Genomic DNA, 25,510 nt, shown 5'->3' on the forward strand with positions numbered 1-25,510 from the left:
ATGGAAATTAAAGTAAGAGATCTAGTTATGCGCTATGGTCGTGTAGAAGTATTGAATATCCGTTCATTAGACTTTGAAAAGGGTACTTCTTATGGCTTAGTTGGTCATAACGGTGCAGGTAAAACGACATTGTTTAAATGTATGACAAATATCATCTCGAATTATCAAGGCGATATTTTGATCGATGAAACGTCTGTTAAACAGCACAATGAAGTATTACTAAATGTTGGGATCGTATTAGACGGAATGTCTGTTTATACGAATCGTACAGGTTGGTTCAATATTGAGTATTTTTCTGGCTTGCGTGGAAGTTTTGATCAGGAAAAAGCAAAGGATTTAGCTAGAGAGCTGGATTTATTTGCTGTATTAGATCAAAAGGTAAAAAGTTATTCGTATGGCATGCAGAAAAAACTGATTTTGTTGATTGCGTTGATGCATACACCGGAAGTCTTGATTTTAGATGAGCCTTTCCGCGGATTAGATATCGATACAGTAAAATGGTTTAAGAAATATTTGAAACAGTTGACAGAACAAGGGTTGACCCTAGTTATTTCCAGTCATGTTCAGAATGATTTGGAAGCATTATGTGATATCGTTTACGTGATCGATCGCGGTCGTATCGCTGAAACGATCGATATCAATGCTGAAAAAGAAAAACAAATTCGCCGTGTCGACACAACAAATAATGATCGTCTGAAAGAGTTCTTGGATGAAGCGAATTATTATTATCAGGTAGACGAAGAAGGCGGCGTGAAACTGGATATTTCTGATGAACGTTGGGCTGAGATCAAGCAGCGTTTAGCAGAGGAATCGATTGAAATTTCTGAATTATCTAAAGTGAAAATTTTAGATGAGAAATTGAATTAGGAGGGGTGAACATGACTGGGAAACTGATTTTTAAAATGGAGTTATTTAAATTTTTACGAGATAAAAGCTTTTTGATCACAGCTGGAGTGATCGGGGTGTTGAACATTATTTTGACCTTATTTGCATTGAGTGCTACGTCGGTCTTCACAGATTATTACTATGAATCTGGTGCTGCGGCAACTTTGCTTGCAACGATGGGAATTGTCGGCTTTATTGTTATTCTGGGAAATGTCATTTTTGCTTATGTTTATCCATTCCATATGATTTCAATGGATTATAAGAATAATGTCATGGCGATGATGGTCGCTTCTGGCGTAAATAGAAGAAAATTATTCTTTGCAAAAATTGGTGCGATTTTTGTTTGTACGATTGCATTGATGATACTGATCGCATTGATTCCGATGATTCTATTTTTAGTAAAAATCGTTCAGCTGGATGGCTGGGATAGCTTTGTTGAAGGAATCAATTCAATGTTTTATTATACCGATCTAAACTTAGGGAAATTGATTTTTTCTGGCTTGTTGAGCTATTTGAATATGCTGATGATCATTGCGACTGCTTGTATCATCATGAAAGGAAAGAACCTATCGTTCCTATTATTCATCGGATTCAACATAATTAACACTTTTGTTACAGGGCTATTGAGCTCGATCGGCTTTGCTTTTAATTTTAGTGTGACTGGAAGTTATATCCTTCAATTACTTTTAATGGTCATTTCAATTGTGGTCTTTGGCTATATTTCATTAAGAACATTAGAAAAACAAAATTTATAAGAACCTTGAGCTGGGGAGTGATCCTCAGCTTTTTTAGTACATAGATGTTATAAATCGCAAATTACTGGTACAATGAAAACACTAAAGTGTTTAAAGGTGCAGATAGATGACAGGATCATTGATTACAAAGAAGAAAATTGCTAAGGTCTTTAAAAAGCTGGTTGGAGAAATCGGATTTGAAAAAGTCACGATTGCGAAAATCATGAAGGAAAGTAAGATGAGACGGCAAACATTTTATGATCATTTTCAAGATAAATATGAATTGGCAGACTGGATTTTTCAACAAGAAGCAATTGAAAAAATCGAAGATAATTTGGCTTATGAGGGCTGGCAGACCATCGTAGAGAATCTGTTTGTCTATTTTGAAGAAAATCAATTGTTTTATAGAAAAATCTTGCAGTTTGACGGTCAAAATTCGTTTCAGGAATACTATACACAGCATTTGAAATCACTGATCAGACAAGTTCTGATCGTTAAAGCTGGTACTGAAAAAGAGAGAGAGCATCAGGAACAATTATTTTTAGAAGACTTTTATGCGACAGCTTTTGTTTCGATGACGACAAAATGGCTCATTGGAGGCTGTCCAGTTAGTTCGGAACAATTTGCGAAGCAAATGAGGATCGCATTTTTGATGGGCTTTGATGAAAAAGAATAGTAGTTAGAGTAGAAATGGTCAACTCTTAGTGCTTTAGTACGTGGAGATTTGCTAGCTTCACTTTGTTCTTTGAACAATAGTGAAACTGTATGCGTTAGCTAATGTGATCGAAGCGCAGTAGCTACTTTTTTCTCGCCGTTTATTCAGGTTTAGAGAGCGAAACAAAACTGATTTTTAGTTTTGTTTCGCTCTCTTTCTTTATTTCCAGCCAAAAGCATCTGTCGGCAATTTTAAGTAATTTAGCCATTGATCATCTTTTAGGTTCAGAAGTGTGAGCGACAGACCATTTGTATTATACGCAGTCAAAAAGTTACCTATTTGCTTATAGGTCACAGGAATATCTTCGATTTCTAATAATTGTTGGACATCGTTCATGAAGATGCCCAGTTCAAGTAGCGGCGTGCCGCCTAGTCCGTTAACTAAAACAGCGGTATTTTTCAATTCACTTTTTGTATATTGCTGCGTTAACTTATTGACGAGTTCTATTGCAATCCGCTCCGAGGACTGCATTTTTTCGATGCGATAGCCTGGCTCTCCGTGGATGCCGATACCAAAGTACATTTCGTCCTCCGCTAATGTATATTGTTGCGGGATCATCCCGATCGGTGAAGCAGGTGAAAAAGCCACACCAAGTGTTTTGATCAAAGGAATCAATGTTTCTCCTAGTGTTTGCAGCTCACCAAGTGTTTTCCCTTCTGCTGCGGCCGCTCCTAGGATCTTATGGACAAACACAGTACCTGCCACTCCTCGACGCCTTTTTTCAAAGGTTCCGCTTTCGATGGAACAATCGTCATCTACAATGACATGAGAAATATGCAATCCTTTTTCTTTTGCCAGCCGTTCCGCTTCAAGGAAGCATGTTACATCTTTTTCAAAATTCTTGATGATCAATAACGTTCCGCGTCCATTATACGTCTGCTCAATTGCTTGAAGGATTTCTGAACTACTTGGAGGCTCAAAAATCGTTCCCATAACGGCACAATCCAACATGTTATCGCCAATATAGCCGACATGAGCTGGCTCATGGCCGCAGCCACCGCCGCTGATCAATACAACTTTTTGTTCATTGATGACTTTTTTGGTGACGATGCCAGTTTCCGGCTGCCAATTTAACTTGTCATTATAAGTATATGTTAATCCCGCGAGTAATTGCTGTCTTATTTGCCCGCTGGTGTTGATCAGTTGTTTCATGAGCAGTCGCTCCTTCATTGATATAGTCTGTTTCTATTATACGCTGAGTCCGCATTGAAAACTATCAAATTAATAAAGAATAAAATGAAAGCGGACACATTTTGTGTATTGTCCGTTGCAAGTTTTTTAATATGCGAGTATTGTAAACGTATACAAAAGGTGGATGTCGGTTACTAGTTTCGTTAGAATCAACAAAATAGGAGGAACATACTATGAAGAAAATCATCAATCAAGCACAAAACGTCGTTCCAGAAATGGTACAAGGCTTTGTTCGTGCACATCAAGAGAATATTCAGCAAGTACCAGACACATTTGTTTTGAAACAAAAGGAAATTCAAAAGCAGGTTGCATTGATCAGCGGCGGTGGGAGTGGTCATGAGCCAGCTCATGCTGGATTTGTTGGTTCTGGAATGCTGCAGGCAGCGGTATGCGGACAAGTATTTACTTCACCCACACCAGATCAAATTTTTGAAGGAATCAAGGCAATCGACCAAGGGCAAGGAGTTGTAATGGTCGTAAAAAATTATTCTGGTGACATCATGAATTTCGATATGGCAAAAGATCTAGCAGAAATGGAAGGGATCAAGGTCGGTACAGTCGTTGTAGATGATGATATCGCAGTAGAGGATAGTACGTATACACAGGGAAAACGTGGGGTAGCCGGAACGATTTTGGTGCATAAAATATTAGGTGCGGCAGCTCGTAACGGCGCTTCTGTAGAAGAACTAGTGACACTTGGTGAAAAGGTTGTCGAAAATTTGAAAACGATCGGTGTGGCATTAACAGGTGCAACTGTACCGGAAGTAGGAAAACCAGGATTTGTTTTAGCTGATGATGAGATCGAATTTGGTGTAGGTATCCATGGCGAACCCGGTTATAAACGTGAAAAAATCAAACCTTCGAAAGAAATGGCACAAGAATTGATTTCTAAACTGAAAACAGCTTTTGGCTGGAAAGCAGGCGATCGTTTTGCAATTCTAGTGAATGGATTAGGTAGTACACCATTGATGGAGCAATACATTTTTTATGCTGATGCCATGCGTTTATTAGAGACAGATGGCGTTGAAGTTGCCTTTTCAAAAGTTGGAAACTATATGACTTCATTAGAAATGGCGGGACTTTCTGTTACGTTATTGAAAGTTGAAGATGAATGGATCGAAGCTTTGAAAGAAGAAGTAGATACAGTTGCTTGGTGATGTAGAACAGTACAAGATATAGTGAAGCGAAACGTTGTTACTTATAAATAAGGAGGTCATTCTATGTTTACTGTTGAAAATTTAAAGACAGCTTTACAGCTATTTAAAGACAAAATCGATAAAAATAAAGACTATTTGAGTGAACTTGATACGCCTATCGGTGATGGAGATCATGGGAATAATATGTCTCGGGGAATGGAAGCTGTCAGTGAGAGTCTTCAAGGTAAAGCTCCTGAAACGATCCAAGATGTATTCAAATTGACTGCAATGGCGTTGATCAGTAAAGTCGGAGGAGCTTCCGGTCCGCTCTATGGAACGGCTATGATGGAGATGGCAAAAGCTTCTGCAACAACTTCTGAAGCACTGCCTATTTTAGAAGCAGGTTTAGCTGGGATCGAAAAACGCGGCAATAGCCAACCGGGTGAAAAAACAATGCTTGATTTATGGGCGCCTGCGATCGAAGCTGTACGATCAGGAAATGTAACATTGGAAGATTTACAGTCAGCTGTAGATAAAACCAAAGATATCGTAGCAACAAAAGGACGTGCTTCTTATGTAGGGGAGCGTTCTGTCGGTCATATTGATCCAGGCGCGATGTCGAGTCTTTATTTCTTTGAATCATTAATGGAAGCAGGTGTTTTTAATGACTAGTGGTATCGTGATTGTTTCACATGTAAAGGAAATTGGAGAAGGTGTGGACCGTTTGATCAAAGAAGTCGCTAAAGACGTTCCGATCACTGTGGCAGCTGGCTTAGATCAGGGAGAAGTAGGAACATCCTTTGAAAGGATCATGGCAGCGTTTGAAGAAAATCCAGCACAGCAGCTCTTAGCTTTTTACGATTTGGGCAGTGCCAAAATGAATTTGGAGATGGCCATCGACATGACAGAAAAAGAAGTATTGTTATTTGATACTGCTTTGGTGGAAAGTGCGTATACAGCTGCCGCTTTATTACAAGTAGATACACCGCTAGAGGCTATTGAGGAGCAGTTAGTGCCCTTAAAAATAAAATAAGTTGAGGATAGGAGTTTTAGAATCATGAGAAAAGCATTTATTAGCCCCACAAAGTATGTTCAAGGTGAAGATGAGTTGTTGAATTTAGGATATTTTGTTACAACATTCGGTAAAAAAGCGTTATTGATCGCTCATCCAGAAGATGTGAAACGAGTCAAAGATAAGCTGGATAAAACAGCGGAAACATTCAATGTATCTTTTGTAGAAAGTAATTTCCATGGTGAAGCTTCACGAGTGGAAGTTGCTCGTTTACAAAAAGTAGCTACCGAAAATGAGTGTGACTGTGTGATCGGCTTGGGTGGCGGTAAGGCGATCGATACGGCAAAATGTGTGGCTGAAGGTCACAATTTGATCATTGTTCCGACAATCGTTGCAACAGATGCACCAACAAGTCACTCTGCTGTTCTTTATACAGAAGATGGACAATTTGATGATTATGCTTATTTTGTTCAAAGTCCAAGTGTGGTCTTGATCGATACAGTGGTGATCGCAAATGCACCGACACGTTTCTTGGTTTCTGGTATGGGAGACGCGTTATCTACTTATTTTGAAGCAAGAGCAACACATAATTCTTATTCCAATGTCAATGCAGGTTTGCCGTGCGGCGCTCGTGAAGGGGTTTGTCCGCCTGCTAAAGGAACAAATACTGCGTTGGCTTTAGCAAAATTATGCTATGAAACGATTTTAGAAGATGGATTAAAAGCCAAAGAAGCATCAGACAATAATGTAGTGACTCCAGCATTAGAAAACATTATCGAAGCGAATATCTTACTTTCAGGTTTAGGCTTTGAAAGTGCTGGATTAGCAGCAATCCATGCAATTCATGATGGTTTGACGATTTTACATGATGCTCATGGTGCCACACATGGGGAAAAAGTTGCATTTAGCACGATTTGTCAGTTAGTATTGGAAAATGCACCAAAAGCAGAATTATATGAAGTGTTGGACTTTGCTTTATCCATTGGGTTACCTGTTTGTTTAGCAGATTTAGGTGTAAAAGAAATTACAGATGCTGAATTGACAGAAGTGGCAGAAAAATCATGTATTCCAGAAGAATCCATTCATTCGATGCCGTTTCCGATTTCTGTTGAACAAGTAAAGGCAGCAATCATTGTTGCAGACAAGATCGGCAGTTCCTACAAACAACAAAGCAACTAGAGAGAGTTGGCTCTACTAAATCATATTAAAATAAACACGCTAGACTAAAATAGGGATCGCCTGTATTAGTTTAGCGTGTTTATTTTTTATGCCTATTTAGCTATTTTTTTCCACCGGATAAAGGTAAAAAAAGTAAGAATCAAAAGAAATAGCATTTCAATAATCTTTATAGTAGGAGAATCACTTTCCCCTGTCTTAGGCAACTGTGCTTTCGCCTGTGCTGGAGCAAGGGACGTATTCACAATTGCTGTATTTGAATTTGTTTTTGAATTGATTGGTGATGGAGCTGAATTTTCTGTATATACATAAGAAATTATTTGAGTATGCTCATTGAAAGTAATATTTTTAGGCAATTGAGAAAAATCTAAGGAGTATCCTTCAATCGTTAGTTGATAGGTGTCTTTTAAAGTATCTAAAATATCTCCAATATTTCCGCTAACAACTTGAGATGAATGAATCTGTTTTCCATTTTGATCAAGGTACTGAATAGTAATATCACCAGCAGGAACAGGATTTTTTGTATACACATAAGAAACAATTTGAGCAGTGTCAGTGAACGTGCCCGTCATATTAAAAGGAAGTTTCGAAGTATCTAAAGAATATCCGTCAATAGCTAACTGGTACTGATCTGTGGAAGCGTCAAAGGAATCGCCTATATTCCCATTGATAGTTTGGGCAGGACTGATTTCGATACCATTTTGATCAAGGTACTGAATAGTAACATCGCCAGCAGGAACAGGATTTTTAGTATATACATAAGAAACAGTTTGTGGAGTATCAGTAAACGTACCAGTCATATTAAAAGGCAATTTTGAAGTATCTAAAGAATACCCGTCAATAGTTAATTGGTACTGATCTGTGGAAGCGTCAAAGAAATCGCCTATATTCCCATTGATAGTTTGGGCAGGACTGATTTCGATACCATTTTGATCAAGGTACTGAATAGTAACATCGCCAGCAGGAACAGGATTTTTAGTATATACATAAGAAACAGTTTGTGGAGTATCAGTAAACGTACCAGTCATATTAAAAGGAAGTTTCGAAGTATCTAAAGAATACCCATCAATAGTTAACTGGTATTGATCTGTGGAAGTATCAAAAGTGTCCCCTACGTTACCGTTGATTGTCTGAGCAGGAATAAGCTCATCTCCGTTTTGATCAAGATACTTGATCGTTACATCACCAGCTACTACAGGAGTATCTAAAACGACCACTTTTAAGACATGCGTGGTTCTTGTACTGAATGAATTTTGCAGCGCAAGATAAACAGAAATATACTCACCAGGAACAGCAGTATTCACATTGTTGTAGTACTCAAAGAATGTGCCACCTGCTTTTTTTTCTGTACCCAAAACGGGACCAAAATTGAGATTGAAGGCTCTAATTCCCTGAGCAGCAATACTTGAATCAAAATAATCCCCTTTGTTTAAATAGACAATATCGGGGCTATCTACAAAAGCATAATCTCCACCGATATAAAGTGCACTTCCTTCTGCGGTAGCCGTTTGACCAGCTAAAATGGTTCTACTGTAGCCAATAGAAGAAATACCTACATTTTCTCTAGCAGAAGTCGTTGCAATTTGACGGATAGTGTAATCACCAACAGGAAGTGGAAGTGACAATCTGCCTTGAGTGTCTGTTTTCACTAATTGGAAATAGGAAGGGTCAGTGATCCCAGTGATTGTGAAATAAGATCCCTCGATTGGATGAGCGGCATTAGAGCTTTGTACATGAATGTTCAGGGTTCCTTCAGCGGCAGCGAAAGTTGGTTTAGCATCTAAGATCAAAAAGCAAACAGATACTAGCGTAAAGAAAAGGATAGATAATTTATTTTTTAACATTTTATAAACTCCTTATATAGAATAAATATTTTTAGCATGGGGCAGTTATTTTTTGATACTGCGAGGATAAAGAAAGAGCATCAGAACACTTAAAGATTTGACAGACATAAAGGCATACTCTCCTAAAGAAAAGCCAAGTTTAATATAGTCATCTATACTATTTTCTAAATTAGAGAAATAGGCAAATGAAATCAGAATGACACTAAATATCCCTATGAAGAATAAACTATTGCGAATATTTATTTTAGAAAAAGTATCTGAAGTTAGTAGTAATTTAAACATAATTAGAAAAAAGAGATTGATCGTTAAGCCCCCATGTAACAATACTGAAAAGGGCGTTACTCCAGTATTATCATAAAAAAAGTCAAAAAAAATAGTCATAGGAGCTAGAAGTACATTAAGAAAGTAAAAGAAATAAAAAATAATTGTCGTTTTTCTATTCACCTTTGCTAAATCACTGTAAAAGGTGACGATTTGTTGGTCTCCTTTTAGCAATCGATCTAATGAAACTTCATATAAATCGCTTAAAGAGACCAGGCTTTCTAAATCGGGATAGCTATGTTCGTTTTCCCAATTTGAGATCGTCTGCCTAGAAACATGGATCTTTTCAGCAACTTGTTGTTGGGTCAAATTTTTCTTATTTCGTTCTTCTTTCAAATAATTTCCTAATTTCATGAAAAATATCCTTTATTTTTATTTAGAATGTTTTAATAATCTATCAAATCGAAATGAACTTGTCAATGTAAATTTATAATATTTTTATTATTTTAAAATATTTAATTTTTCTAAAAACCCTTATAATACCGCGGTGCCAAGAAACTTGGCATAGTAAATTCTTGAAAAATATTTACTTTTATTTTTTTGGAATTTACTATAAACATGTTTTCATGTTGTATCTAAGAAAATGAGATAAATAAAAAAATATGAGGTGAGTTGAGAAAATGCTAGAGCAGGTGAAGTGTAATTTGTATATGTTTGAAGAAAATGAAACTGCTCAGGAAAAATTGGCAAAGCACTTGGCCGATTATAATGGTCGATTAAAAATCAAAGCGTATTTTGATGACTCTGCAGACAAGTTTTTAAAAAGAGTAAACGTTGCACAAGGAAATACGATCGTCTTGATGAGAACTGAAAAAGGATGGGAAAAGCTGACTAGTAAAATTAAAAGAATGCAGTGTTCCTTCCAATTTATTTACATATGTAAAGAAGGGTTTGACCTAGTTCAAATGGTGAACGAAGGATATAGTGAGGAATCATTTATTATCTTTGAGAATACACAGGATATCAGCTGTCAATTTCAAAAAATATTAAAAAAAATAGAGCAGAATCTGCTGGAACGCATGAGTAGTAACAATAATTTGCTGATCAGCTACAAACAAGAAGATATCATTATTCCTTGGGAGGAGATTACGTTTATCGAGACAATCAAAGAGGAACGTAATTATATGATGGTTTACACAGAACATGGTAAACACATTGCGAAAGGCACCTTAGGGAAATTAAAAGAGAGTATATCATCTAAACAAATTTATAAAGATTTAAAATCATATATTATTAATCTTAATAAAGTAAAAAAAGTAAATTTAGATGATAATTATATTGAATTTTTAGATCAACAAAAAATATATTTTAGCACAAAAGTGATGTTGAAACTTAAAAGAGAATTAAAGGATTTGTACCGAGTAAATGCATAAAATGCCTTTTTTACTGCGTGAAACGGCGTTTTATAATGAAATAACTTTTGTATAATTAAATTGTAATAGAAATTACAAAAAAAACACAAATAGGGAGAGACTTTTTATGAAAAAAACAGCAATTTATTCTTCACTACTTTTATCAACAGTGATTTTAGCTAGTGTTGGAGGAACTAAGGCTTTAGCAGCACCTCAAGGTGAAATGAGTACAGACACACACATCGAATTTTCTGGACACACACCAAATCCTAATCCAGAGGGCGACTTGAATTTGATTTGGGTTCCAACAACGTTTGAATTTGGTAATCATGATGTGGCAGATAATGCGACTGCAAGTACATCGTACGAAATGCAAAATCCATTACCAAAATATACAGTCGTTGAAGATAAAAGAACAGATGCTCACGGTCAATGGACTGTAAAAGCTGCTTCAAGTGAATTGAAATCTGGTTCTAATTCGTTAGCTGGAGCACAAATCAATATCACAAATACGGCAGTAAAACAATATACACCGACAGATAATACTGTTGTCCCAGAGTCAACTGGAGCAATCGTTGACGCACCGGGTTCATGGTCAAATGTGACAGTTTCATCGAACATCCAGTTAGCTGCTGGCGGTGCTGCACAAGAAGTAATGACAGCAACAGGTTCTGCTGTTGAAAACGGGAAATATGCAGCTGAATTTGGAAATGTTACGCTGCAAGTTCCTCAAAGTCAGGCAAAAGAAGGAAATTATACTGGTACGGTCACTTGGACACTAGAAGATACACTGTAATTTTGATTATATCTTAGAACTAAGTGAGCTGTCTTGATAGCTCACTTAGCTTTTACTTAGGAGTAAGTATTATGAATTCAAAAATAAAAAGAACTCTTTTTATAGGAGCAATAGTTTTTATCTTAGGCAGCGGGTTTCCGCTTTTTACTTTTGCCGAAAAAGATACAGTTGTAGAAAAAAATGTAGGTTTTTCTGTTCAAGCTATTCGTCCTGAAACACAAGTAGATCCAAGCTTAAGCTTTTTTTATCCGGCAGTCGTTCCTGGTGAAAAACAAATTTTACAGCTAAAAATAGTAAATACTAGCGGTGAAAAGCTTGCTTTAGATCTTAATATAGTGAATGCTTCAACCAGCATCAACGGAAATATCGATTATAGTCAGGTGAACGCCCAATTAGATGAGAGCTTAAAAACGCCATTGACTAAATTGGTATCGATCGCTGATCCATCACTGACCTTAAAAAAGGATGAAACGAAAGTCGTTGAAATTAAAATCAGTCCTTCAGCAGAGGCTTTCTCAGGTGTTAAGCTGGGTGCGATCAGAGTATTGAAACATCTAGATGAAGGGAAAAAAAATAAAGGCGTTGCGACAAATTATGGCTATACTATAGGCATTTTGTTAACAGAGGATAAAAAGCCATACAATGTCGGTGGTGATTTACTCTATAAAACGGCAGCAGCAAAAATTATTAATGGCTATAAAACAGCAGCAGTCAATTTTCAAAATCCTAATCCATATGTGATTCAAAACTTGGAGATGTCTGCAAAGCTGTATAAAAAAGGCAGTAGTAAAGTGATCGGAGAAAAGAATTTAGAGAATATGTCTATTGCGCCTAACACATCTTTTGATTTTCCTATTCAATTAGGCTTAGGTAATCTTGAAGCAGGCTCCTATAGGGTGAAAATCACTGCTCAAAATGATCAAGATTCCTGGAATTGGGATGAAGAATTTACTGTCAGTCCAAAGCAAGCATCTGAAGTGAATAAAAAATCAGTGTATAAATTGACCTTACCCAAAATGTATAATTATTTGTTTGCTCTATTGGCAGGTCTAACTATAGCAGCAATTGCTTTGTTACAATTTTTCTCGCTTAAGAATAAAAAGAAACAAAAAAAGAAAATAGATAAACGTAAAGGAAAAAGAGAAAAGAGGAAAACGCATGAGACGTAAACTTTTATATCCATTGATTGTAGGGATCGTTAGCATCATTTTTCAAGCGAGTCCTCTTTTTGCCTCGGCTTCTCAAAACGATCCTACTGACGTAGGTATCACATTCACGGGTACTCAACAAAGTTCCACTACTGTTGCTACTTCTGAAAGTAAAATGCCGTCAGATGTTTCTGGGAGCGGAAAAAAGAATTTTCCTAACACTGGAGAGAAGAAAAGCCAATTTTTTGGTTTACTTGGTGTACTGCTCATTTTTCTAGGATTGTTTTTATTCAAAAGGTTAAGACGGAAAATCTGAGTGTTTTAGTAGGAGGAAAAATACAATGAATATATGGATTTATTTACCCGTGATACTTGGCGTAATACTATTTATTACTTCGCTTATTTTGGTTATTAGGATAGCATCCGGACGAAAAGGACTTTCTAAAGAACTTGTGGTTAGTTTGTTTCTAACGGCTTTATCTGTTGGCTGGATTGCTTTGGGCATGTATACCTTCATTGTAATAAGAAGTCAATTGATGAGCTGATGAATTGTGATAAAAAGAGGTGTGAGTATGAATAGAGGGTTATATGTTTTATTGGGAACAGCATTTGTTGTTCTGGCATTTTCCAGTCAGGAAAGTTATTTAGCAGTATCAGCTGATACATCCGATAGACAAGAAGAAACAATGAACAGCCAAGATCTACAGGCTACGACAGCGACAACGATGAGTGAATCGAGCGAAAGTGAGCTGAGTGTTGATGATTCTACTGAATCAGTGACTAAGGGGGATCAAGAAACCCAAATAAGTAGTACTACAAATATCGAGGATTCAAAACAGGCCGCTGTCAGAGCTGCTGCAACTAATACGCTAAGCTATGCTATTGTCGTACATGAGGAGACGTATCGTGTAAATATGACTCCCGTTACAACGAATAGTTTAATTTATTCTGCAGAAGTTATCGCTCCAGAAGCGGCCAAAACGTTGATCGACCTAGACTTAAAGGATCCGGATAAAAAGGCGCAAGCAAATACATATTTAGAAGATGCTTTTACGGCGTTGGTTGAGGCTACTCGTCAGGCTGGTGGTCAATTTGATTTGGCACAAGTCCAATCGATCAAAGTATCTAATATTGCGGTTGCGGATTTTTCTGCTTATGATAGAAGCCCAATCGTAACGATACTAGCAAATAAATCAGCTTATTTTAGAAATATGGCTCGTCTGACTTTTCCGGATATGGTAGCGGGAGACGGTGTCTTAAAGAGTCTTACTGCGAGTGTACCTATTGCTAACCTAATACTGCCTAAAATAAAAAGAATAGGTGATTCTTTTGCTGTGGTTGCAGGTGAGATCACACCGCCATCAGCTAATGTCAATGCCAAGCTGATCGGTATTTATGCACCAAAAGTTGAGGAAATCGGTGATTATGCTTTTCATGGTCAATCATTATTACGCGGTACATTGGTTAGTCCGGATGAGAGCGGTACGACTTCAACGACACTATTATCATTTCCAAAAGTAACGAAAATTGGAAAGCAAGCATTTAGAAATGCCAAGGTTCTAAAATATCTTACTCTTGATAGTTTAGTTGAAATGGGAGAAGGCGCCTTTGAAGAATGTGCCGATCTAACGGGAGGAAATGCCTACGGGTTTAGTCTTAATTCAAGCGGTGATCCTCTTCTTTTACCTAAATTAAAAGTTATTCCTGCTAGAGCTTTTTATAATTGTACAAAACTCATGCAAATAAGTGCACCAGAAGCAAAATCGATCGGTGACGAAGCCTTTTACAATTGTTCTTCTTTAGGACGTTTACTCGTAAAGAAAGTTGAAGTGATCGGTCATTCTATTTTCTCAATGAAATCCGGTACTAGTGCGGGAAGCGCACTGACCAGTATTGCACTTCCAGTGATAAAAAGAATTGAAACAGATAGTTTTTCCGGCAATAGTATGTTTAAAGGTATTTTAACTTCACTGCGTAATCTATATAGTTCAGATACAGATGCTGTCAGAGCTAATTTACCTAAAGAGATGCTATTGTATGCTTTTCCTGATTACGAAAAGTATAGTGATCGATTTTTGAATGTAGGTGAAACGTATGAGTATCAGTTTTATCGGGATGAGGATATGACGAGTGAAGATACAAAAACATTATACAAATACATTGTATTGAAACAGCCTGCAGATCATTCTATGTATTATCAAATGCACAAAACCTATACACCGAGTTGGGGCTTGCAATGGAATATTTTTTCTCAGCCTGAAACGTTTATGAAGAAAAAGGTTTCTATTACGATCGGTGATCCATCGGCGCCAGCTACTATTTTGATGCCGGGTTTTTATCAAGGTATTGCCGATTTGAATTGGACGATCCCTTCAAGTACTTCTGTTTCAGGTACGACAGATATTGTTGCATTCAACATGGTCTTATTTACAGGAGAAGAAAAGCCTGTGAATCAAGTGATGCTGGATATTCATGATATTTATGCGAAACAAGGAGATACAGCAGTCGATTTCGTGACAGATGTTGCTGCGAGTGAAGATCAGCTCAATTTAGAAGATGCACAGCTTACCATTGCTTATCCTTCTGACAAATTGACGCTGGGCGATTTATGGATCGAACAGAACGGGCAGGATATTACTGGTAATGCCCGAGTGGATCTGAGCACAAGCGGAGCAGTTCTCGTTACTGGGATCGATGCTCAAGATATCAAAAACTTTCCGGTCAAAATCCATTTTAAAAATAGTAAAGCTGAACAAGCGATGGAAAGCGAATCATTTGAAGGATCGATTCTTTCCGCTAGCTTGTATGATACAGATAAATTCACCGTGGAAATAATCAAAGAGGAAAAAGCTGGACTGAGTTTGCTGTGGGTTCCTGATATTTTTGATTTTGGCTCGCATCATTTAGCTGATTTAGAAGAAACATTTAAGACAACGACCAAGTTGCCGGCATATGTAGTTGTAAGTGATATGAGAGGGACCGAAGAGACAAATGGCTGGAAAGTACAATTAACGGCTTCACATTTAACGGAGAGTAAATCAGGCGATAGTTTAGAGACTGTGGAGTATCTTTTTACAGATAATAAATTAAAAGAATATCATACTGATGATGTCTCGATTCCTCCGAGTCAAACAACGATCATTGAACCGTCAGATAGACTAAAGGAAAACTCACTCGTCCCTTCCAACTTTTCTAGTACTGAAACGGATACAGGGATATTATCCGCCAAAAACGGAGGCGCTTCGGGCTACTATGCGCTTGAAGTCAATGATATTCGATTAAAGATTCAAGAGCTGACAAAGGTCAACGGAAGTGCTTATAATGGTACATTGACTTGGACTTTGGAGGATACACTATAAATTTTTAGAACAAGTGAAGATACATTTTGACGAAGACTGATATCTTTTACAAAGGAGAAAAAAATGACACGTATTGGCTTGCTTTCAACATCTAGCTATGATACAGATCTACGGACATTGTTGATTCAAAATGGCTATGAAGCTACGAAGGTTCAAGGCAGTGATCACGTAGAAGGAATCGATATCATTTTAATAGATAAAAACAAAGAAAATGATGTTTCTAAAACGATAGAATATCTACTTAATCTCAAGGAACAACAGTTGCCTATTTGGGTGATTGCTAAAGACTATGTCACAGATGAGAAACTGATTTATCTCCAATTGGGTGCTAACGGGGTCATATCTAAAACAACAGAAATGAAGGAGTTGTTATTGACGATGCACAACTATCTGTGCACTGGCTGTGCTTTATCTGACAGTTTGCCAAAAGATGCTTTGGATTCACTTATTTTAGATCACAATAAGCAGTGTATTGTTGTTGATAAGGAGCAGGAAATCGCATTTACAAGAAAAGAGTTTCGCGCATTTGAAATTCTATATCAAAATATGAATGATACAGTCACTTATGATGAGTTATTTCAATACTTATGGAATGGCTCGAAGGATAAGAAGATTTATCGCGTAGCGAATATCATTTTTCACATCCGAAACAAGTTGCCTGAGAATAAAAAATATATGATCCAAACGATCAGATCCAAAGGATATATTCTAAAGCCATAATGCCTATTTGTTTTGTGTATCTTTAGATAACATAGTAAGTGGACAACATAAAAAGAAAAGATATGATAGAAGTGTGCTGATGCGCTTCTATCATATTTTTTGCATTTTAAGCAATAGTGGAAAAATAAGCGGTTTTACGCTAACATATAAAAGAAAACTAAAAATGAGTATTTAGGACACCTCATTGGGCTGCTGAGCTGAATGGGGAAGTGGATGTTTATTAGAAAGGCGGTGAATCAATGAAAAGGAGATTCAATCAGCTACTTCATTGGATGAAGGAGCATAGTTTATTATTGAAATTGATTTTTCTTGGTTCGGTTTTGATTTTTGTTGCGAACCAAGTTACTCATATCGTACAGGGAATGACATGGCAAGATGTGTTTCAGACGATGGGACAGCAAAATCGGTTTCGTCTACTAGGGATGATCTTAGTTGGGATGATCGGAGTACTGCCGATGCTGCTTTATGATCTAGTCGTTGTCAATGTGCTTGAGGAGCAAGGAAAACCGAAAATGAATCGCTGGGAGTGGTTTGTTTCTGCATGGGTCACAAATACGATCAATAATCTGGCGGGTTTCGGCGGAGTTGTTGGCGCAACGCTTCGGGCCAATTTTTATGGAAAAGATGCGTCTCGAAAAAAAGTTGTTGCTACGGTTTCTAAAGTAGCATTATTCATGATTTCTGGTTTATCGATTTTATCGTTTATTGCATTTATTGATGTTTTTTTTATACGTCCAGACAGCTTGTTTCGAGAATATTGGGTGTGGCTGCTTGCAGGAAGCTTGATTGCACCAGCATTATTTTTCTTTACTCAATTAAAGAAATATACATTATTTAAGGATTTTTTTCCAAGAGGCATTTTTCTCTTATTTGGTGCTTCATTAGGTCAATGGCTAGGTGCGATGTTCGTTTTTTTGAGTGTTGGGGCACTGATGCAGGTCAAAGTTTCATTGATTTCTGTATACCCAATGTTTGTGATTGCGACCTTGATAGGGATGCTGACGATGGTGCCAGGTGGTATGGGAACATTTGATGTATTGATGATCTTAGGGCTTTCCCAACTTGGCGTGAGTCAATCGACAGCGGTTGTTTGGCTGATTTTTTATCGTTTATTTTATTATGTATTGCCATTTATCACGGGAATTCTTTTATTTGTCCATCAAACAGGTGTGAAAATCAATCGGTTCCTTGATAATTTACCACAGATCTTTTCACAAAAAGTAGCACATTTTATTTTAGTGACTGCCCTTTATTTTGCTGGGATCATGATGGTCTTACTGTCCACCGTTACGAATCTATCGAATGTCAGCAGACTATTTAAATTTTTATTGCCATTTTCGTTTGATTTCTTAGATCAAACATTTAATATGCTGATTGGCTTTTTGTTGCTGGGACTAGCTCGAGGGATTTCGATGAAGGTAAAAAAGGCTTACGGACCAACGATCGGTCTTTTGATCTTTGGAATCGTCAATACGATTTCGAGAACAGCTTCATGGCAGCTGATCTTGGTTTACCTTGTGATTCTTTCCGCTGTATTTTTAGCAAGAAAAGAATTTTATCGAGAAAAATTTGTTTATTCTTGGGGCGCATTAGTTTTAGACGGAGTGTTGTTCAGTTTTCTCTTTATTATTTATGCAGTCGCAGGATATTATAGCTCTCACCCAGATAAGACTGGTCCGTTGCCGCATATGTTTTTATTGTTTCCATCAGACGATGTTTGGTTTTCAGGACTTATCGGGTTGGGGATATCAATGATCGGTTTGATTACGTTGTATCAATATTTAGCAGATACGTCTATGCGTTTGGGCGAACCTTTTCAGGAAGAACGGTTGACCCAGCTGATTCGTAAATATGGCGGTACAGAAGGCAGTCATCTCCTTTATTTAAAAAACTATGAATACTTTTACTATCAGGAAAACAACCAGGATGAAGTTTTGTTCGCTTATCAAATAAAGGCGAATAAATGTTTCATTTTAGGCGATCCGATCGGTAATGAGCAAAAATGGGCAGAAGCTACGCTGGCATTTATGGATGCAGCGGATTTACTTGGCTATCAGGCAGCCTTTTATCGAATTGGTGAGAAATACACGATGATTTTACATGATTTAGGCTATAATTTTATGAAGATAGGGGAAGAAGGTCTGGTTGACTTCTCTTCTTCTGACTTGATTCCGACCTCTTTGGCAACGAACAGCATGGAATTACAGCATTTATCTAATTTGGGTTATACATTCACGATGTATCATGATCCAGTATCTGAGGAGTTGTTTCAAGCGTTGGCCAACGTTTCTGAAGAATGGTTGGGCAGTCAACGAGAACGGAACTTTGTCGGCGGCAGCTTTGATCGAGAGTATTTGTCATTGAGTGATGTGGGTATCGTAAGAAATGCACATCATGAGGTTGTTGGTTTTATTACAGCGAAACCGATCCAGCCAAAATATAAGGTTTCTTATGATCTTTTACGTTTTTCTAACGAGGCACCTGAGCATCTAACTGACTTTATCTTGACCCATTTCATTTCAGAGTATCAGAAACAGGGCTACCAAATCATCGATTTAGGTACAGCACCGCTTTCAAATGTGGGAGAAACAAAATATTCATTTTTAGAAGAACGTTTGGTCAATATTTTTTATAAATATGGTGATCAGGTATATGGTTTTAAAGATACAAGACAAGAAAAAGAACGCTATGTCAGCCATTGGGAAGCAAGATATTATGCATACTCTAAGCAAAGCAATGTACTCTTTGCGTGTATCCAATTAGCGTTGTTGGTCGAGCGTGGGAAGGGTGAAAGAGTTTCCCTTGTCGAAGAAGCAATGATCATTTCATAATAGAAAAGTCGAGGACAGCTTTTAATAAGTTATGTCTTTGGCTTTTTTTGTACCGAATAAAAGACAGAAATCGGAGAAATTTTTTTATTTTCAGTCTTAAGTACGACTAGTAAAAATGATAGAATAGCGTATAATAATTAAAAAAGGAGGTTTTTTATGATGATCATAGAGCAAGTAAAGGTATGCACAAAGGCGGAATTAATTGCCGCATTAGATAAGAAAATCGATGAAATAATCGTTGAAGGTGATTTTACCAAAACAGTGGCAGAAATAAAAAAAGGTCAGCTAAATGACACGGAATCGATCGGCTTTGCTATTGGCAGTGGCGGCAGCGGTGTGTTATTTGAATATGGGATCAGTAAGCTATTGGAAGCGTTTGATCCAGCTGCGAAAGAAGATAAAAAACTCCGCCGACAGATTGAACGTTTATATACGATCAAACATCTAAAGGCAGATACATTTTTATTACATTTAAAACAATTGGATTATTAAAAATAGAAAGAGATGGGAGGCAGATATGTTTTTGTTTCCTGTTTTTTATACAAAAAGGAGTGCTTTGGCTAAGTTAAGGTTATTTGGGAGAAGGGCTTGATGGCGCTAAGGTCTAAAGGAAGGACAAGGTAGAGTGAATAAAAAAAGAAAAATAATTATCGACACAGATCCAGGAATCGACGATGCAGTCGCGATTGCAGCTGCATTATTTGATGAAAGGTTGGATGTAAAATTATTTACAACGGTTTCAGGAAATGTCAGTGTAGATAAGGTGACAAAAAATTTACTGAAGCTGTTGGCGTTTTGGGATAAAGAGGTTCCAGTGGCGATCGGATCAGGCCGTCCGTTACTTTGCGATGCGATCGATGCGAGCGAAATTCACGGGAGTACAGGGATGGATGGTTATGAATTTACAGAATCTAAATATGAACTGTTGACGAAAAATCATGCAGTGATCGATATGTATAAGACTTTGATGGAAACAAAAGAAAAGACGACGATTGTCGCCATTGGACCATTGACAAATATCGCGTTGCTGCTTCGAATGTACCCGGAATGTTCTGAAAGAATCGAGGAGCTTGTCTTGATGGGCGGCTCTTTGGCAAGAGGAAATACTGGTGTTCTTTCGGAGTTTAATATCGCAGCAGACCCAGAAGCAGCTAAAATTGTTTTTGAGAGTGGTTTACCTTTGACGATGGTTGGTTTAGATGTTGGTGAAAAAGCATTGATCTCAGCTGTAGATTGCAAGAAGCTTAAGAAGATGAATAAGACAGGAGAGATGATCGATCAGCTGTTTCAAAGCTACCGCAGCGGTAACTTGGATGTTGGGCTGCATATGTATGATGGCTGTGCGATTGCCTATTTACTAGCACCAGAAATGTTTGACGTGCGAGAGACCTATGTGGCGGTTGAAACACAAGGTGCACTGACTGCTGGTGCGACATTGGTTGATTTGAATGGTTATTTAGAAAAAACTGCGAATTGCCGTGTTTGTGTGGATTTAGATAGTGGTCAGTTTAAACAATGGTTTTTTGATGCGATAGGGAAATGCATTTAAGGAAAGAGAAGCACCTGACTTTTAGGCACCGTTTTTTAAGAATTAGAGTCCGAGAAAAAACTGTTTTCTAGTTTTTCTCGGACTTTTTAATGTATTCATTATAAATGAGTGTGGTGAAAGCTATCTAAATACTTCAACCCGTAGCCTAAGGAACGATCCATAAAAATATGAATGAAGAGGATCGACGATGACATCAATAAAAATGAAGAATCGAAAAAAAGACCTAGTGCAAGCAGAATCGCTGGTAATACTAAATTGTGAATAATATTGTAGATATACGCGCCCGTTCGATCACTCAAGAGATACCCAATCATCGATAGATCAGGTACAAATAGAAAAACGAAGAGAGTTACCCAGCTAAATTTAAAGACAGAAAAGTAGAAGAATAAAGCAATGAGAAGGAGGAAGATAGATTCAAGTTTTAGAATAAGCTTCATTTAGAATTCCTCCTCAAATAATGCTAAGCGTTGAATGATTTCATTTTCCTCATTCGGGTTATTTTTACCAACAATGTGTTTGATATCAACTAAAATATCAATGGATTTTGTTAAAAATGCTAATTTATCCTGACTTATTTTGATGTAACGATCTAAAAAGTGCAGTGTTTCTTCCTTGCATGCGATACTTGTCTTCTGACGTTTTATATCCATCAGCATCTTTACTTCATTCAATGGAATCGATAAACGTTTGAGCTTTAAAATGAAGCTAAGATCTTTTAATTCTTGTTCTGTATACTTTCTATAGCCGTTTGTATTTCGATCAGGCGTAAGTAAACCAATAGACTCGTAGTATCTTATGGTTTCTTTCTTGATCCCTGTAAGTTTAGATAGTTCACTTATTTTCATATAAAGACCTCCTGTTCTCCTATGCCAAAATGATAACATTGAAGTGAACTAGAATGTCAATGGGAAAATAGTTTCTAAAGATTTAAGCATAGTGAAATGATTAGCACTAATAGTTCATTGAATCACTAATTCTTATTAAGAAGAGGACGGTCTAAGGACACACTTTCATATTTTATACATATAAAATAAAAATTTTAGTTTGTTTTTCGATTGATTTATAAAGTAGATTGAAATAGTTTTCTTTTGATAAAATTTAACTTTCTAAGAGATTTTTAATCGCTTAGAATGATCTTATTTTTGTGATAAAAGCATTGATTTATGTTATTAAATGACTTAATATAAATAGTGAAATGATGAACAAATTTTTTATTTGATAAACGGTATTGAGTAAAAAGGGATATTTTATTTTAAATATACTTGTTCACTGTTTCTCAAGCGAATAGCTGTAATTGATTTAGGAGGATAATCATGAAAAAAAACAAAATGAAATCTGTTTTTGTGGGGTTAACAATGGTTCTAGCATTGAGTGCATGTGGAGGAGATAGTTCTTCAACAAGTAAATCAAGCACAGAAAAGAGCACAGGAAGTTCTATTGAAGCGAATTCTGGGGCTTCTGCACAAGAATACACAGACCCATCAAAATTAAAAGACGAATATGATGTTGTTATTGTCGGCGCTGGTGGTGCGGGTATGGCAGCAGCGTTGTCTGCAAAAGATGCGGGTATGAATCCAGTCATTCTTGAAAAATTACCAGTTGCAGGCGGCAATACACTGAAGTCTTCAGGCGGAATGAATGCTTCAGAGACAAAATTTCAAAAAGAACAAAAAATCGAAGATAGTAATCAATCATTTTTTGACGATACGTTAAAAGGTGGAAAAGGCACTAATGATCAAGAGCTACTACATTATTTAGTAGATCATTCTGCTTCCGCTATTGATTGGCTGGATTCTATGGGAATTACTCTAGACAACATTAGTTATAGTGGCGGTGCCAGTCAGAAGCGTATCCACAGACCACATGATGGAGGCGCAGTCGGCACTTATTTAGTAGATGGCTTGATTAAAAATATTCACGAAAAAGAAATACCTTTATTTGTAAACACTGATGTGGTAAAAATAAACGAAAAGAACGGTCAAGTGAACGGAGTAACTGCTAAAGTGAATGGGGAAGAGAAAGTCATCTCAGGAAAAGCAGTTGTTGTGACAACAGGTGGTTTTGGTGCCAATGAAGAAATGATCGAAAAATATCGTCCAGATTTAAAAGGATATGTCAGCACGAATTCAGAAGGAAGCACAGGAGACGGTATCAAAATGATCGAGTCGCTTGGCGGCGCAGTTGTCGATATGGAACAAATTCAAGTGCATCCAACCGTTGTTCAAGAAACAGGTATGCTTATTAGCGAAACAGTACGTGGTGAAGGTGCTATTCTTGTAAATCAGCAAGGCGAGCGTTTCTACAATGAACTTGAAACACGTGATAATGTTTCGTCTGCAATCACTGCACTTCCAGAGCACTATGCTTATTTGATATTTGACTCAGAATTGGCAAAACGTGCAAAACAAGTTGATTTTTATAAAGAGCAAGGAGTAGTCGTTGAAGGCAAAACAATTGAGGAATTAGCTGGAAAAATCGATGTAGATGCTAAGACTTTAGAAAATACAGTGAATACATGGAACAAGTCAGTAGAAAGTCAATCTGATACTGCATTTGAACGTAAAACAGCAATGGATTATGATTTAACAAAAGGGCCATTTTATGCAATTAAAATTGCACCAGGGATCCATCATACGATGGGTGGCGTGAAAATCAATACAGATACGCAAGTCGAAAAAGAAGATGGTTCTGTGATCAATGGATTATATGCTGCTGGTGAAGTTACTGGTGGAATTCATGGTCAAAATAGAATTGGCGGGAATGCTGTTGCAGATATTATAGTGTTTGGACGTCAAGCAGGTACACAATCAGCGAAATTTGCTGAAGATCCTAAATAAAACTAGATTAAACAAAATAATTGTTGTAATGAAAAGAGCTGGTAATCAAACCAGCTCTTTTTTGTTTGCGGTTAGACGGAAGAAATCATGGTGTTGTTGCAAAGCTTGAAAAAACAAAAACATTTCTCCAATGTTTCCTACTATACAATAGAAATGCCAAAAGAATAATCCATCTTAATTTTCTCCGATGAACTATTCTTCTGGCATCATTTATTATTTATCCTTTATCACTAACTGGCTACTATCAATCATGGTTAATGTATAAATTCCATTAGTTATTGCAATATTTGTGTAAGAAACTTGTATCTTATCTCCAATTCTTATTTTGCTCTGTATCTCTTCATAGGTATCTTCAAATGGTATAAAAACATATAATTTACTTGATCGCGGAATATCTAAGCTATCAGAATTTTGTGTAGAACTTGCTTCTTCAATTGTTGTAATTACAAAAGACTCACTTCTTATTTCTTTAACATACCCAATTAAATGATTTATATGTGCAGAGTTTTCTCCGGAGCTATCGTTCAAGTTTTCCTCCTCCTTTTTGTTGACACAACCTACGGTGATAAAGCAGAGTACTAAAAATAGAATACTTATTTTTAATAGTCTCATGAAATACTCCTTTACATATTTAAATTGTTTGAATTCCTGACCAAATAATACCGTATGTGTCTAAAAAGTTTCCTGGTATATAATTTACATACTTTGCAGCTGCAAACCATCCATCAGCTACTACTAAATAATTAGCTTGTTTAGACGACATATAGCCTTCAACTGCCACTGCATGGCCTGTTCTTTCTTTAGTATTAGCTTTTATAATCCCATAAGCAAAAATAGCTGGCTTTTTATTATCAATCGCTGATTTAAACTGTCCAAAACTAGGTGAAGAAATATTTTGATATGAAATATTTTTTTTCTTCTCTTTAGCAAACTGAGCAAACCCAGCACCAATGTTTCCATTATTTGTAGAACCATATTTAATGCCATTCTGAACCTTATATTGTGTTGTTTTTGCATATTTCCAAAGTTTAGGGTAGGCAACTTTAGTATTATGTTCCAAATTCGTTCCTTTAGCCAAAATATCCATTGCAGAAACTGCACAGCCCCAAATGCCCGTTTGGCTTTCAACTTCACTCTCAATACTAGGAATGAACTGTCTCCAGCTTCTAAATTGAATATTAGTTAGCCCTCTAGCTGTTTCTCTCAGTAATACCTTATCTTGGCTGTCATATTTACTAGTAGAAACCAATTGATCCAATTCAGAATCTGTTACAAATTCTGAGTTCGTTACTGTAACATCTTCAGCGTTCTTTTCCATTTCAATGACTTCTTGTTCTGTTGTCAAAATTTCATTATCTGAAGTAACTGTAACAGTATCATTAACTTCTACAGAATATTTTAAGGGCTCAACTTCAATAACTTTTACATCCTTATTTTCAACAGTTGAGTCAACATCCACTCCCTTTGCTTCTGCCATTTCAACTGTTTTGTCTACAATATCACCAACATTTTCATCTATTGAACATTCCATTAGGTATCCAGGTACTCGGAAATCATATACAGCATAACCATACGGTGTTTCCTCTGACTTATAGCTAACAACAAACCCAATAGCAGATTCATTTTTATCATAAAGTTTTGTGATATCAGCAATAGTAACCTTTACTTCTGGCTTAATTATTTTTGCTAATTCTAAAGCAAGATTGGAAACTGTTTCTTCATTGACTTCCACCAATTCATTTTCAGTGGGTGAACTAGTTTCAGCTAAAACAGTTTGCCCCCCAAACGATAATGATGAAAAAAGTAAAACCGCAACTGACAATTTAGTAAATATACTTTTTAGTTTCATTTTACTCCTCCTTTTCTAATTATAATCTAATCATACCGATGAAACTAAGTGATGT

Annotated in this window: 25 protein-coding genes; 18 read left to right on the forward strand and 7 right to left on the reverse strand. The window is 36.8% G+C overall.

The window, feature by feature from the left end; all coding sequences use genetic code 11:
• The 3 genes from A5889_RS09500 to dhaS all read left to right on the forward strand — a co-directional run bounded on the left by A5889_RS09500 (window position 1) and on the right by dhaS (window position 2,295).
• Window positions 1-867 (forward strand): ATP-binding cassette domain-containing protein, encoded by an 867-nt coding sequence (locus A5889_RS09500; protein ID WP_087641664.1) that lies wholly within the window; start codon window positions 1-3, stop codon window positions 865-867.
• Window positions 868-878: 11 nt separating this feature from the next.
• Window positions 879-1,640 (forward strand): hypothetical protein, encoded by a 762-nt coding sequence (locus tag A5889_RS09505; protein ID WP_087641665.1) that lies wholly within the window; start codon window positions 879-881, stop codon window positions 1,638-1,640.
• Between the two features lie 106 nt (window positions 1,641-1,746).
• Complete coding sequence (dhaS, locus tag A5889_RS09510) at window positions 1,747-2,295, forward strand: dihydroxyacetone kinase transcriptional activator DhaS (RefSeq protein WP_087641666.1); 549 nt, start codon at window positions 1,747-1,749, stop codon at window positions 2,293-2,295.
• A gap of 198 nt (window positions 2,296-2,493) precedes the next feature.
• Here the strand turns inward: dhaS and A5889_RS09515 are convergent, their stop codons facing one another.
• Window positions 2,494-3,486 carry a dihydroxyacetone kinase subunit DhaK gene (locus A5889_RS09515; RefSeq protein WP_087641667.1) on the reverse strand — a complete coding sequence of 331 codons (993 nt, stop codon included), beginning with the start codon at window positions 3,484-3,486 and terminating at the stop codon, window positions 2,494-2,496.
• Window positions 3,487-3,698: 212 nt separating this feature from the next.
• Between A5889_RS09515 and dhaK the strand changes: the two genes are divergently transcribed.
• The 4 genes from dhaK (at window position 3,699) to A5889_RS09535 (ending at window position 6,852) form a co-directional block, all read left to right on the forward strand.
• Window positions 3,699-4,682, forward strand: coding sequence for a dihydroxyacetone kinase subunit DhaK (dhaK, locus tag A5889_RS09520; RefSeq protein WP_087641668.1), 984 nt, complete (start codon window positions 3,699-3,701; stop codon window positions 4,680-4,682).
• Between the two features lie 63 nt (window positions 4,683-4,745).
• On the forward strand, window positions 4,746-5,333 hold the full coding sequence (dhaL, locus tag A5889_RS09525) for a dihydroxyacetone kinase subunit DhaL (RefSeq protein WP_087641669.1): 588 nt from the start codon (window positions 4,746-4,748) through the stop codon (window positions 5,331-5,333).
• Entirely contained in the window at window positions 5,326-5,694 is a 369-nt protein-coding gene (gene dhaM, locus A5889_RS09530; RefSeq protein ID WP_087641670.1) for a dihydroxyacetone kinase phosphoryl donor subunit DhaM, read from the forward strand. Before dhaL ends, dhaM begins: the two co-directional genes overlap by 8 nt.
• 24 nt (window positions 5,695-5,718) lie before the next feature.
• Window positions 5,719-6,852 (forward strand): glycerol dehydrogenase, encoded by a 1,134-nt coding sequence (locus A5889_RS09535; protein WP_087641671.1) that lies wholly within the window; start codon window positions 5,719-5,721, stop codon window positions 6,850-6,852.
• A gap of 92 nt (window positions 6,853-6,944) precedes the next feature.
• On the opposite strand, the gene A5889_RS09540 is transcribed toward A5889_RS09535, so the two are convergent.
• Window positions 6,945-8,693, reverse strand: a complete 1,749-nt coding sequence (locus A5889_RS09540; protein WP_339087767.1) for a MucBP domain-containing protein — start codon at window positions 8,691-8,693, stop codon at window positions 6,945-6,947.
• Between the two features lie 45 nt (window positions 8,694-8,738).
• Window positions 8,739-9,368, reverse strand: a complete 630-nt coding sequence (locus A5889_RS09545; protein WP_207114609.1) for a helix-turn-helix domain-containing protein — start codon at window positions 9,366-9,368, stop codon at window positions 8,739-8,741.
• A 266-nt stretch (window positions 9,369-9,634) separates the two neighbouring features.
• Between A5889_RS09545 and A5889_RS09550 the strand changes: the two genes are divergently transcribed.
• The 10 genes from A5889_RS09550 to rihC all read left to right on the forward strand — a co-directional run bounded on the left by A5889_RS09550 (window position 9,635) and on the right by rihC (window position 20,769).
• Window positions 9,635-10,387 carry a LytTR family DNA-binding domain-containing protein gene (locus tag A5889_RS09550; RefSeq protein ID WP_087641674.1) on the forward strand — a complete coding sequence of 251 codons (753 nt, stop codon included), beginning with the start codon at window positions 9,635-9,637 and terminating at the stop codon, window positions 10,385-10,387.
• Between the two features lie 106 nt (window positions 10,388-10,493).
• Window positions 10,494-11,162 (forward strand): WxL domain-containing protein, encoded by a 669-nt coding sequence (locus tag A5889_RS09555; protein WP_087641675.1) that lies wholly within the window; start codon window positions 10,494-10,496, stop codon window positions 11,160-11,162.
• 71 nt (window positions 11,163-11,233) lie between these two features.
• Window positions 11,234-12,331 carry a DUF916 and DUF3324 domain-containing protein gene (locus tag A5889_RS09560; RefSeq protein ID WP_087641676.1) on the forward strand — a complete coding sequence of 366 codons (1,098 nt, stop codon included), beginning with the start codon at window positions 11,234-11,236 and terminating at the stop codon, window positions 12,329-12,331.
• Window positions 12,321-12,626 (forward strand): LPXTG cell wall anchor domain-containing protein, encoded by a 306-nt coding sequence (locus A5889_RS09565; protein WP_087641677.1) that lies wholly within the window; start codon window positions 12,321-12,323, stop codon window positions 12,624-12,626. Before A5889_RS09560 ends, A5889_RS09565 begins: the two co-directional genes overlap by 11 nt.
• Window positions 12,627-12,651: 25 nt before the next feature.
• The gene (locus A5889_RS09570; RefSeq protein ID WP_087641678.1) at window positions 12,652-12,855 is read left to right on the forward strand and encodes a hypothetical protein; all 204 of its coding nucleotides are present in this window, start codon (window positions 12,652-12,654) and stop codon (window positions 12,853-12,855) included.
• 27 nt (window positions 12,856-12,882) lie between these two features.
• The gene (locus A5889_RS09575; protein ID WP_087641679.1) at window positions 12,883-15,669 is read left to right on the forward strand and encodes a leucine-rich repeat protein; all 2,787 of its coding nucleotides are present in this window, start codon (window positions 12,883-12,885) and stop codon (window positions 15,667-15,669) included.
• A 63-nt stretch (window positions 15,670-15,732) separates the two neighbouring features.
• Complete coding sequence (locus A5889_RS09580; protein ID WP_087641680.1) at window positions 15,733-16,389, forward strand: winged helix-turn-helix domain-containing protein; 657 nt, start codon at window positions 15,733-15,735, stop codon at window positions 16,387-16,389.
• A gap of 239 nt (window positions 16,390-16,628) precedes the next feature.
• The gene (gene mprF / locus A5889_RS09585; RefSeq protein WP_087641681.1) at window positions 16,629-19,220 is read left to right on the forward strand and encodes a bifunctional lysylphosphatidylglycerol flippase/synthetase MprF; all 2,592 of its coding nucleotides are present in this window, start codon (window positions 16,629-16,631) and stop codon (window positions 19,218-19,220) included.
• 156 nt (window positions 19,221-19,376) lie between these two features.
• Window positions 19,377-19,712, forward strand: a complete 336-nt coding sequence (locus A5889_RS09590) for a hypothetical protein (protein ID WP_242585487.1) — start codon at window positions 19,377-19,379, stop codon at window positions 19,710-19,712.
• A 133-nt stretch (window positions 19,713-19,845) separates the two neighbouring features.
• Window positions 19,846-20,769 carry a ribonucleoside hydrolase RihC gene (gene rihC, locus A5889_RS09595; RefSeq protein ID WP_087641682.1) on the forward strand — a complete coding sequence of 308 codons (924 nt, stop codon included), beginning with the start codon at window positions 19,846-19,848 and terminating at the stop codon, window positions 20,767-20,769.
• Window positions 20,770-20,867: 98 nt separating this feature from the next.
• On the opposite strand, the gene A5889_RS09600 is transcribed toward rihC, so the two are convergent.
• The gene (locus tag A5889_RS09600) at window positions 20,868-21,206 is read right to left on the reverse strand and encodes a DUF4260 domain-containing protein (protein ID WP_087641683.1); all 339 of its coding nucleotides are present in this window, start codon (window positions 21,204-21,206) and stop codon (window positions 20,868-20,870) included.
• Window positions 21,207-21,614 (reverse strand): MerR family transcriptional regulator, encoded by a 408-nt coding sequence (locus A5889_RS09605; RefSeq protein ID WP_176372868.1) that lies wholly within the window; start codon window positions 21,612-21,614, stop codon window positions 21,207-21,209. It lies immediately after the preceding gene.
• A 468-nt stretch (window positions 21,615-22,082) separates the two neighbouring features.
• On the opposite strand from A5889_RS09605, the gene A5889_RS09610 reads away from it, so the two are divergent.
• A complete protein-coding gene (locus tag A5889_RS09610) occupies window positions 22,083-23,606 on the forward strand; it encodes a flavocytochrome c (RefSeq protein ID WP_176372869.1) in 1,524 nt (507 codons plus the stop codon).
• Between the two features lie 213 nt (window positions 23,607-23,819).
• Here the strand turns inward: A5889_RS09610 and A5889_RS09615 are convergent, their stop codons facing one another.
• Entirely contained in the window at window positions 23,820-24,218 is a 399-nt protein-coding gene (locus A5889_RS09615) for a hypothetical protein (RefSeq protein WP_087641685.1), read from the reverse strand.
• A 19-nt stretch (window positions 24,219-24,237) separates the two neighbouring features.
• Window positions 24,238-25,455, reverse strand: a complete 1,218-nt coding sequence (locus A5889_RS09620) for a hypothetical protein (RefSeq protein ID WP_087641686.1) — start codon at window positions 25,453-25,455, stop codon at window positions 24,238-24,240.
• Window positions 25,456-25,510 lie beyond the last annotated feature (55 nt).

The sequence above is a fragment of the Enterococcus sp. 9D6_DIV0238 genome, assembly GCF_002174455.2.
GTDB lineage: Bacteria > Bacillota > Bacilli > Lactobacillales > Enterococcaceae > Enterococcus_L > Enterococcus_L dunnyi.

Bases quoted from the DNA above. Each gene is read 5' to 3' on its own strand.
- A5889_RS09500 (WP_087641664.1), top strand. From the start codon at position 1: ATGGAAATTAAAGTAAGAGATCTAGTTATGCGCTATGGTCGTGTAGAA.
- A5889_RS09505 (WP_087641665.1), top strand. From the start codon at position 879: ATGACTGGGAAACTGATTTTTAAAATGGAGTTATTTAAATTTTTACGA.
- dhaS (WP_087641666.1), top strand. From the start codon at position 1,747: ATGACAGGATCATTGATTACAAAGAAGAAAATTGCTAAGGTCTTTAAA.
- A5889_RS09515 (WP_087641667.1), bottom strand. From the start codon at position 3,486: ATGAAACAACTGATCAACACCAGCGGGCAAATAAGACAGCAATTACTC.
- dhaK (WP_087641668.1), top strand. From the start codon at position 3,699: ATGAAGAAAATCATCAATCAAGCACAAAACGTCGTTCCAGAAATGGTA.
- dhaL (WP_087641669.1), top strand. From the start codon at position 4,746: ATGTTTACTGTTGAAAATTTAAAGACAGCTTTACAGCTATTTAAAGAC.
- dhaM (WP_087641670.1), top strand. From the start codon at position 5,326: ATGACTAGTGGTATCGTGATTGTTTCACATGTAAAGGAAATTGGAGAA.
- A5889_RS09535 (WP_087641671.1), top strand. From the start codon at position 5,719: ATGAGAAAAGCATTTATTAGCCCCACAAAGTATGTTCAAGGTGAAGAT.
- A5889_RS09540 (WP_339087767.1), bottom strand. From the start codon at position 8,693: ATGTTAAAAAATAAATTATCTATCCTTTTCTTTACGCTAGTATCTGTT.
- A5889_RS09545 (WP_207114609.1), bottom strand. From the start codon at position 9,368: ATGAAATTAGGAAATTATTTGAAAGAAGAACGAAATAAGAAAAATTTG.
- A5889_RS09550 (WP_087641674.1), top strand. From the start codon at position 9,635: ATGCTAGAGCAGGTGAAGTGTAATTTGTATATGTTTGAAGAAAATGAA.
- A5889_RS09555 (WP_087641675.1), top strand. From the start codon at position 10,494: ATGAAAAAAACAGCAATTTATTCTTCACTACTTTTATCAACAGTGATT.
- A5889_RS09560 (WP_087641676.1), top strand. From the start codon at position 11,234: ATGAATTCAAAAATAAAAAGAACTCTTTTTATAGGAGCAATAGTTTTT.
- A5889_RS09565 (WP_087641677.1), top strand. From the start codon at position 12,321: ATGAGACGTAAACTTTTATATCCATTGATTGTAGGGATCGTTAGCATC.
- A5889_RS09570 (WP_087641678.1), top strand. From the start codon at position 12,652: ATGAATATATGGATTTATTTACCCGTGATACTTGGCGTAATACTATTT.
- A5889_RS09575 (WP_087641679.1), top strand. From the start codon at position 12,883: ATGAATAGAGGGTTATATGTTTTATTGGGAACAGCATTTGTTGTTCTG.
- A5889_RS09580 (WP_087641680.1), top strand. From the start codon at position 15,733: ATGACACGTATTGGCTTGCTTTCAACATCTAGCTATGATACAGATCTA.
- mprF (WP_087641681.1), top strand. From the start codon at position 16,629: ATGAAAAGGAGATTCAATCAGCTACTTCATTGGATGAAGGAGCATAGT.
- A5889_RS09590 (WP_242585487.1), top strand. From the start codon at position 19,377: ATGATGATCATAGAGCAAGTAAAGGTATGCACAAAGGCGGAATTAATT.
- A5889_RS09600 (WP_087641683.1), bottom strand. From the start codon at position 21,206: ATGAAGCTTATTCTAAAACTTGAATCTATCTTCCTCCTTCTCATTGCT.
- A5889_RS09605 (WP_176372868.1), bottom strand. From the start codon at position 21,614: ATGAAAATAAGTGAACTATCTAAACTTACAGGGATCAAGAAAGAAACC.
- A5889_RS09610 (WP_176372869.1), top strand. From the start codon at position 22,083: ATGAAAAAAAACAAAATGAAATCTGTTTTTGTGGGGTTAACAATGGTT.
- A5889_RS09615 (WP_087641685.1), bottom strand. From the start codon at position 24,218: ATGAGACTATTAAAAATAAGTATTCTATTTTTAGTACTCTGCTTTATC.
- A5889_RS09620 (WP_087641686.1), bottom strand. From the start codon at position 25,455: ATGAAACTAAAAAGTATATTTACTAAATTGTCAGTTGCGGTTTTACTT.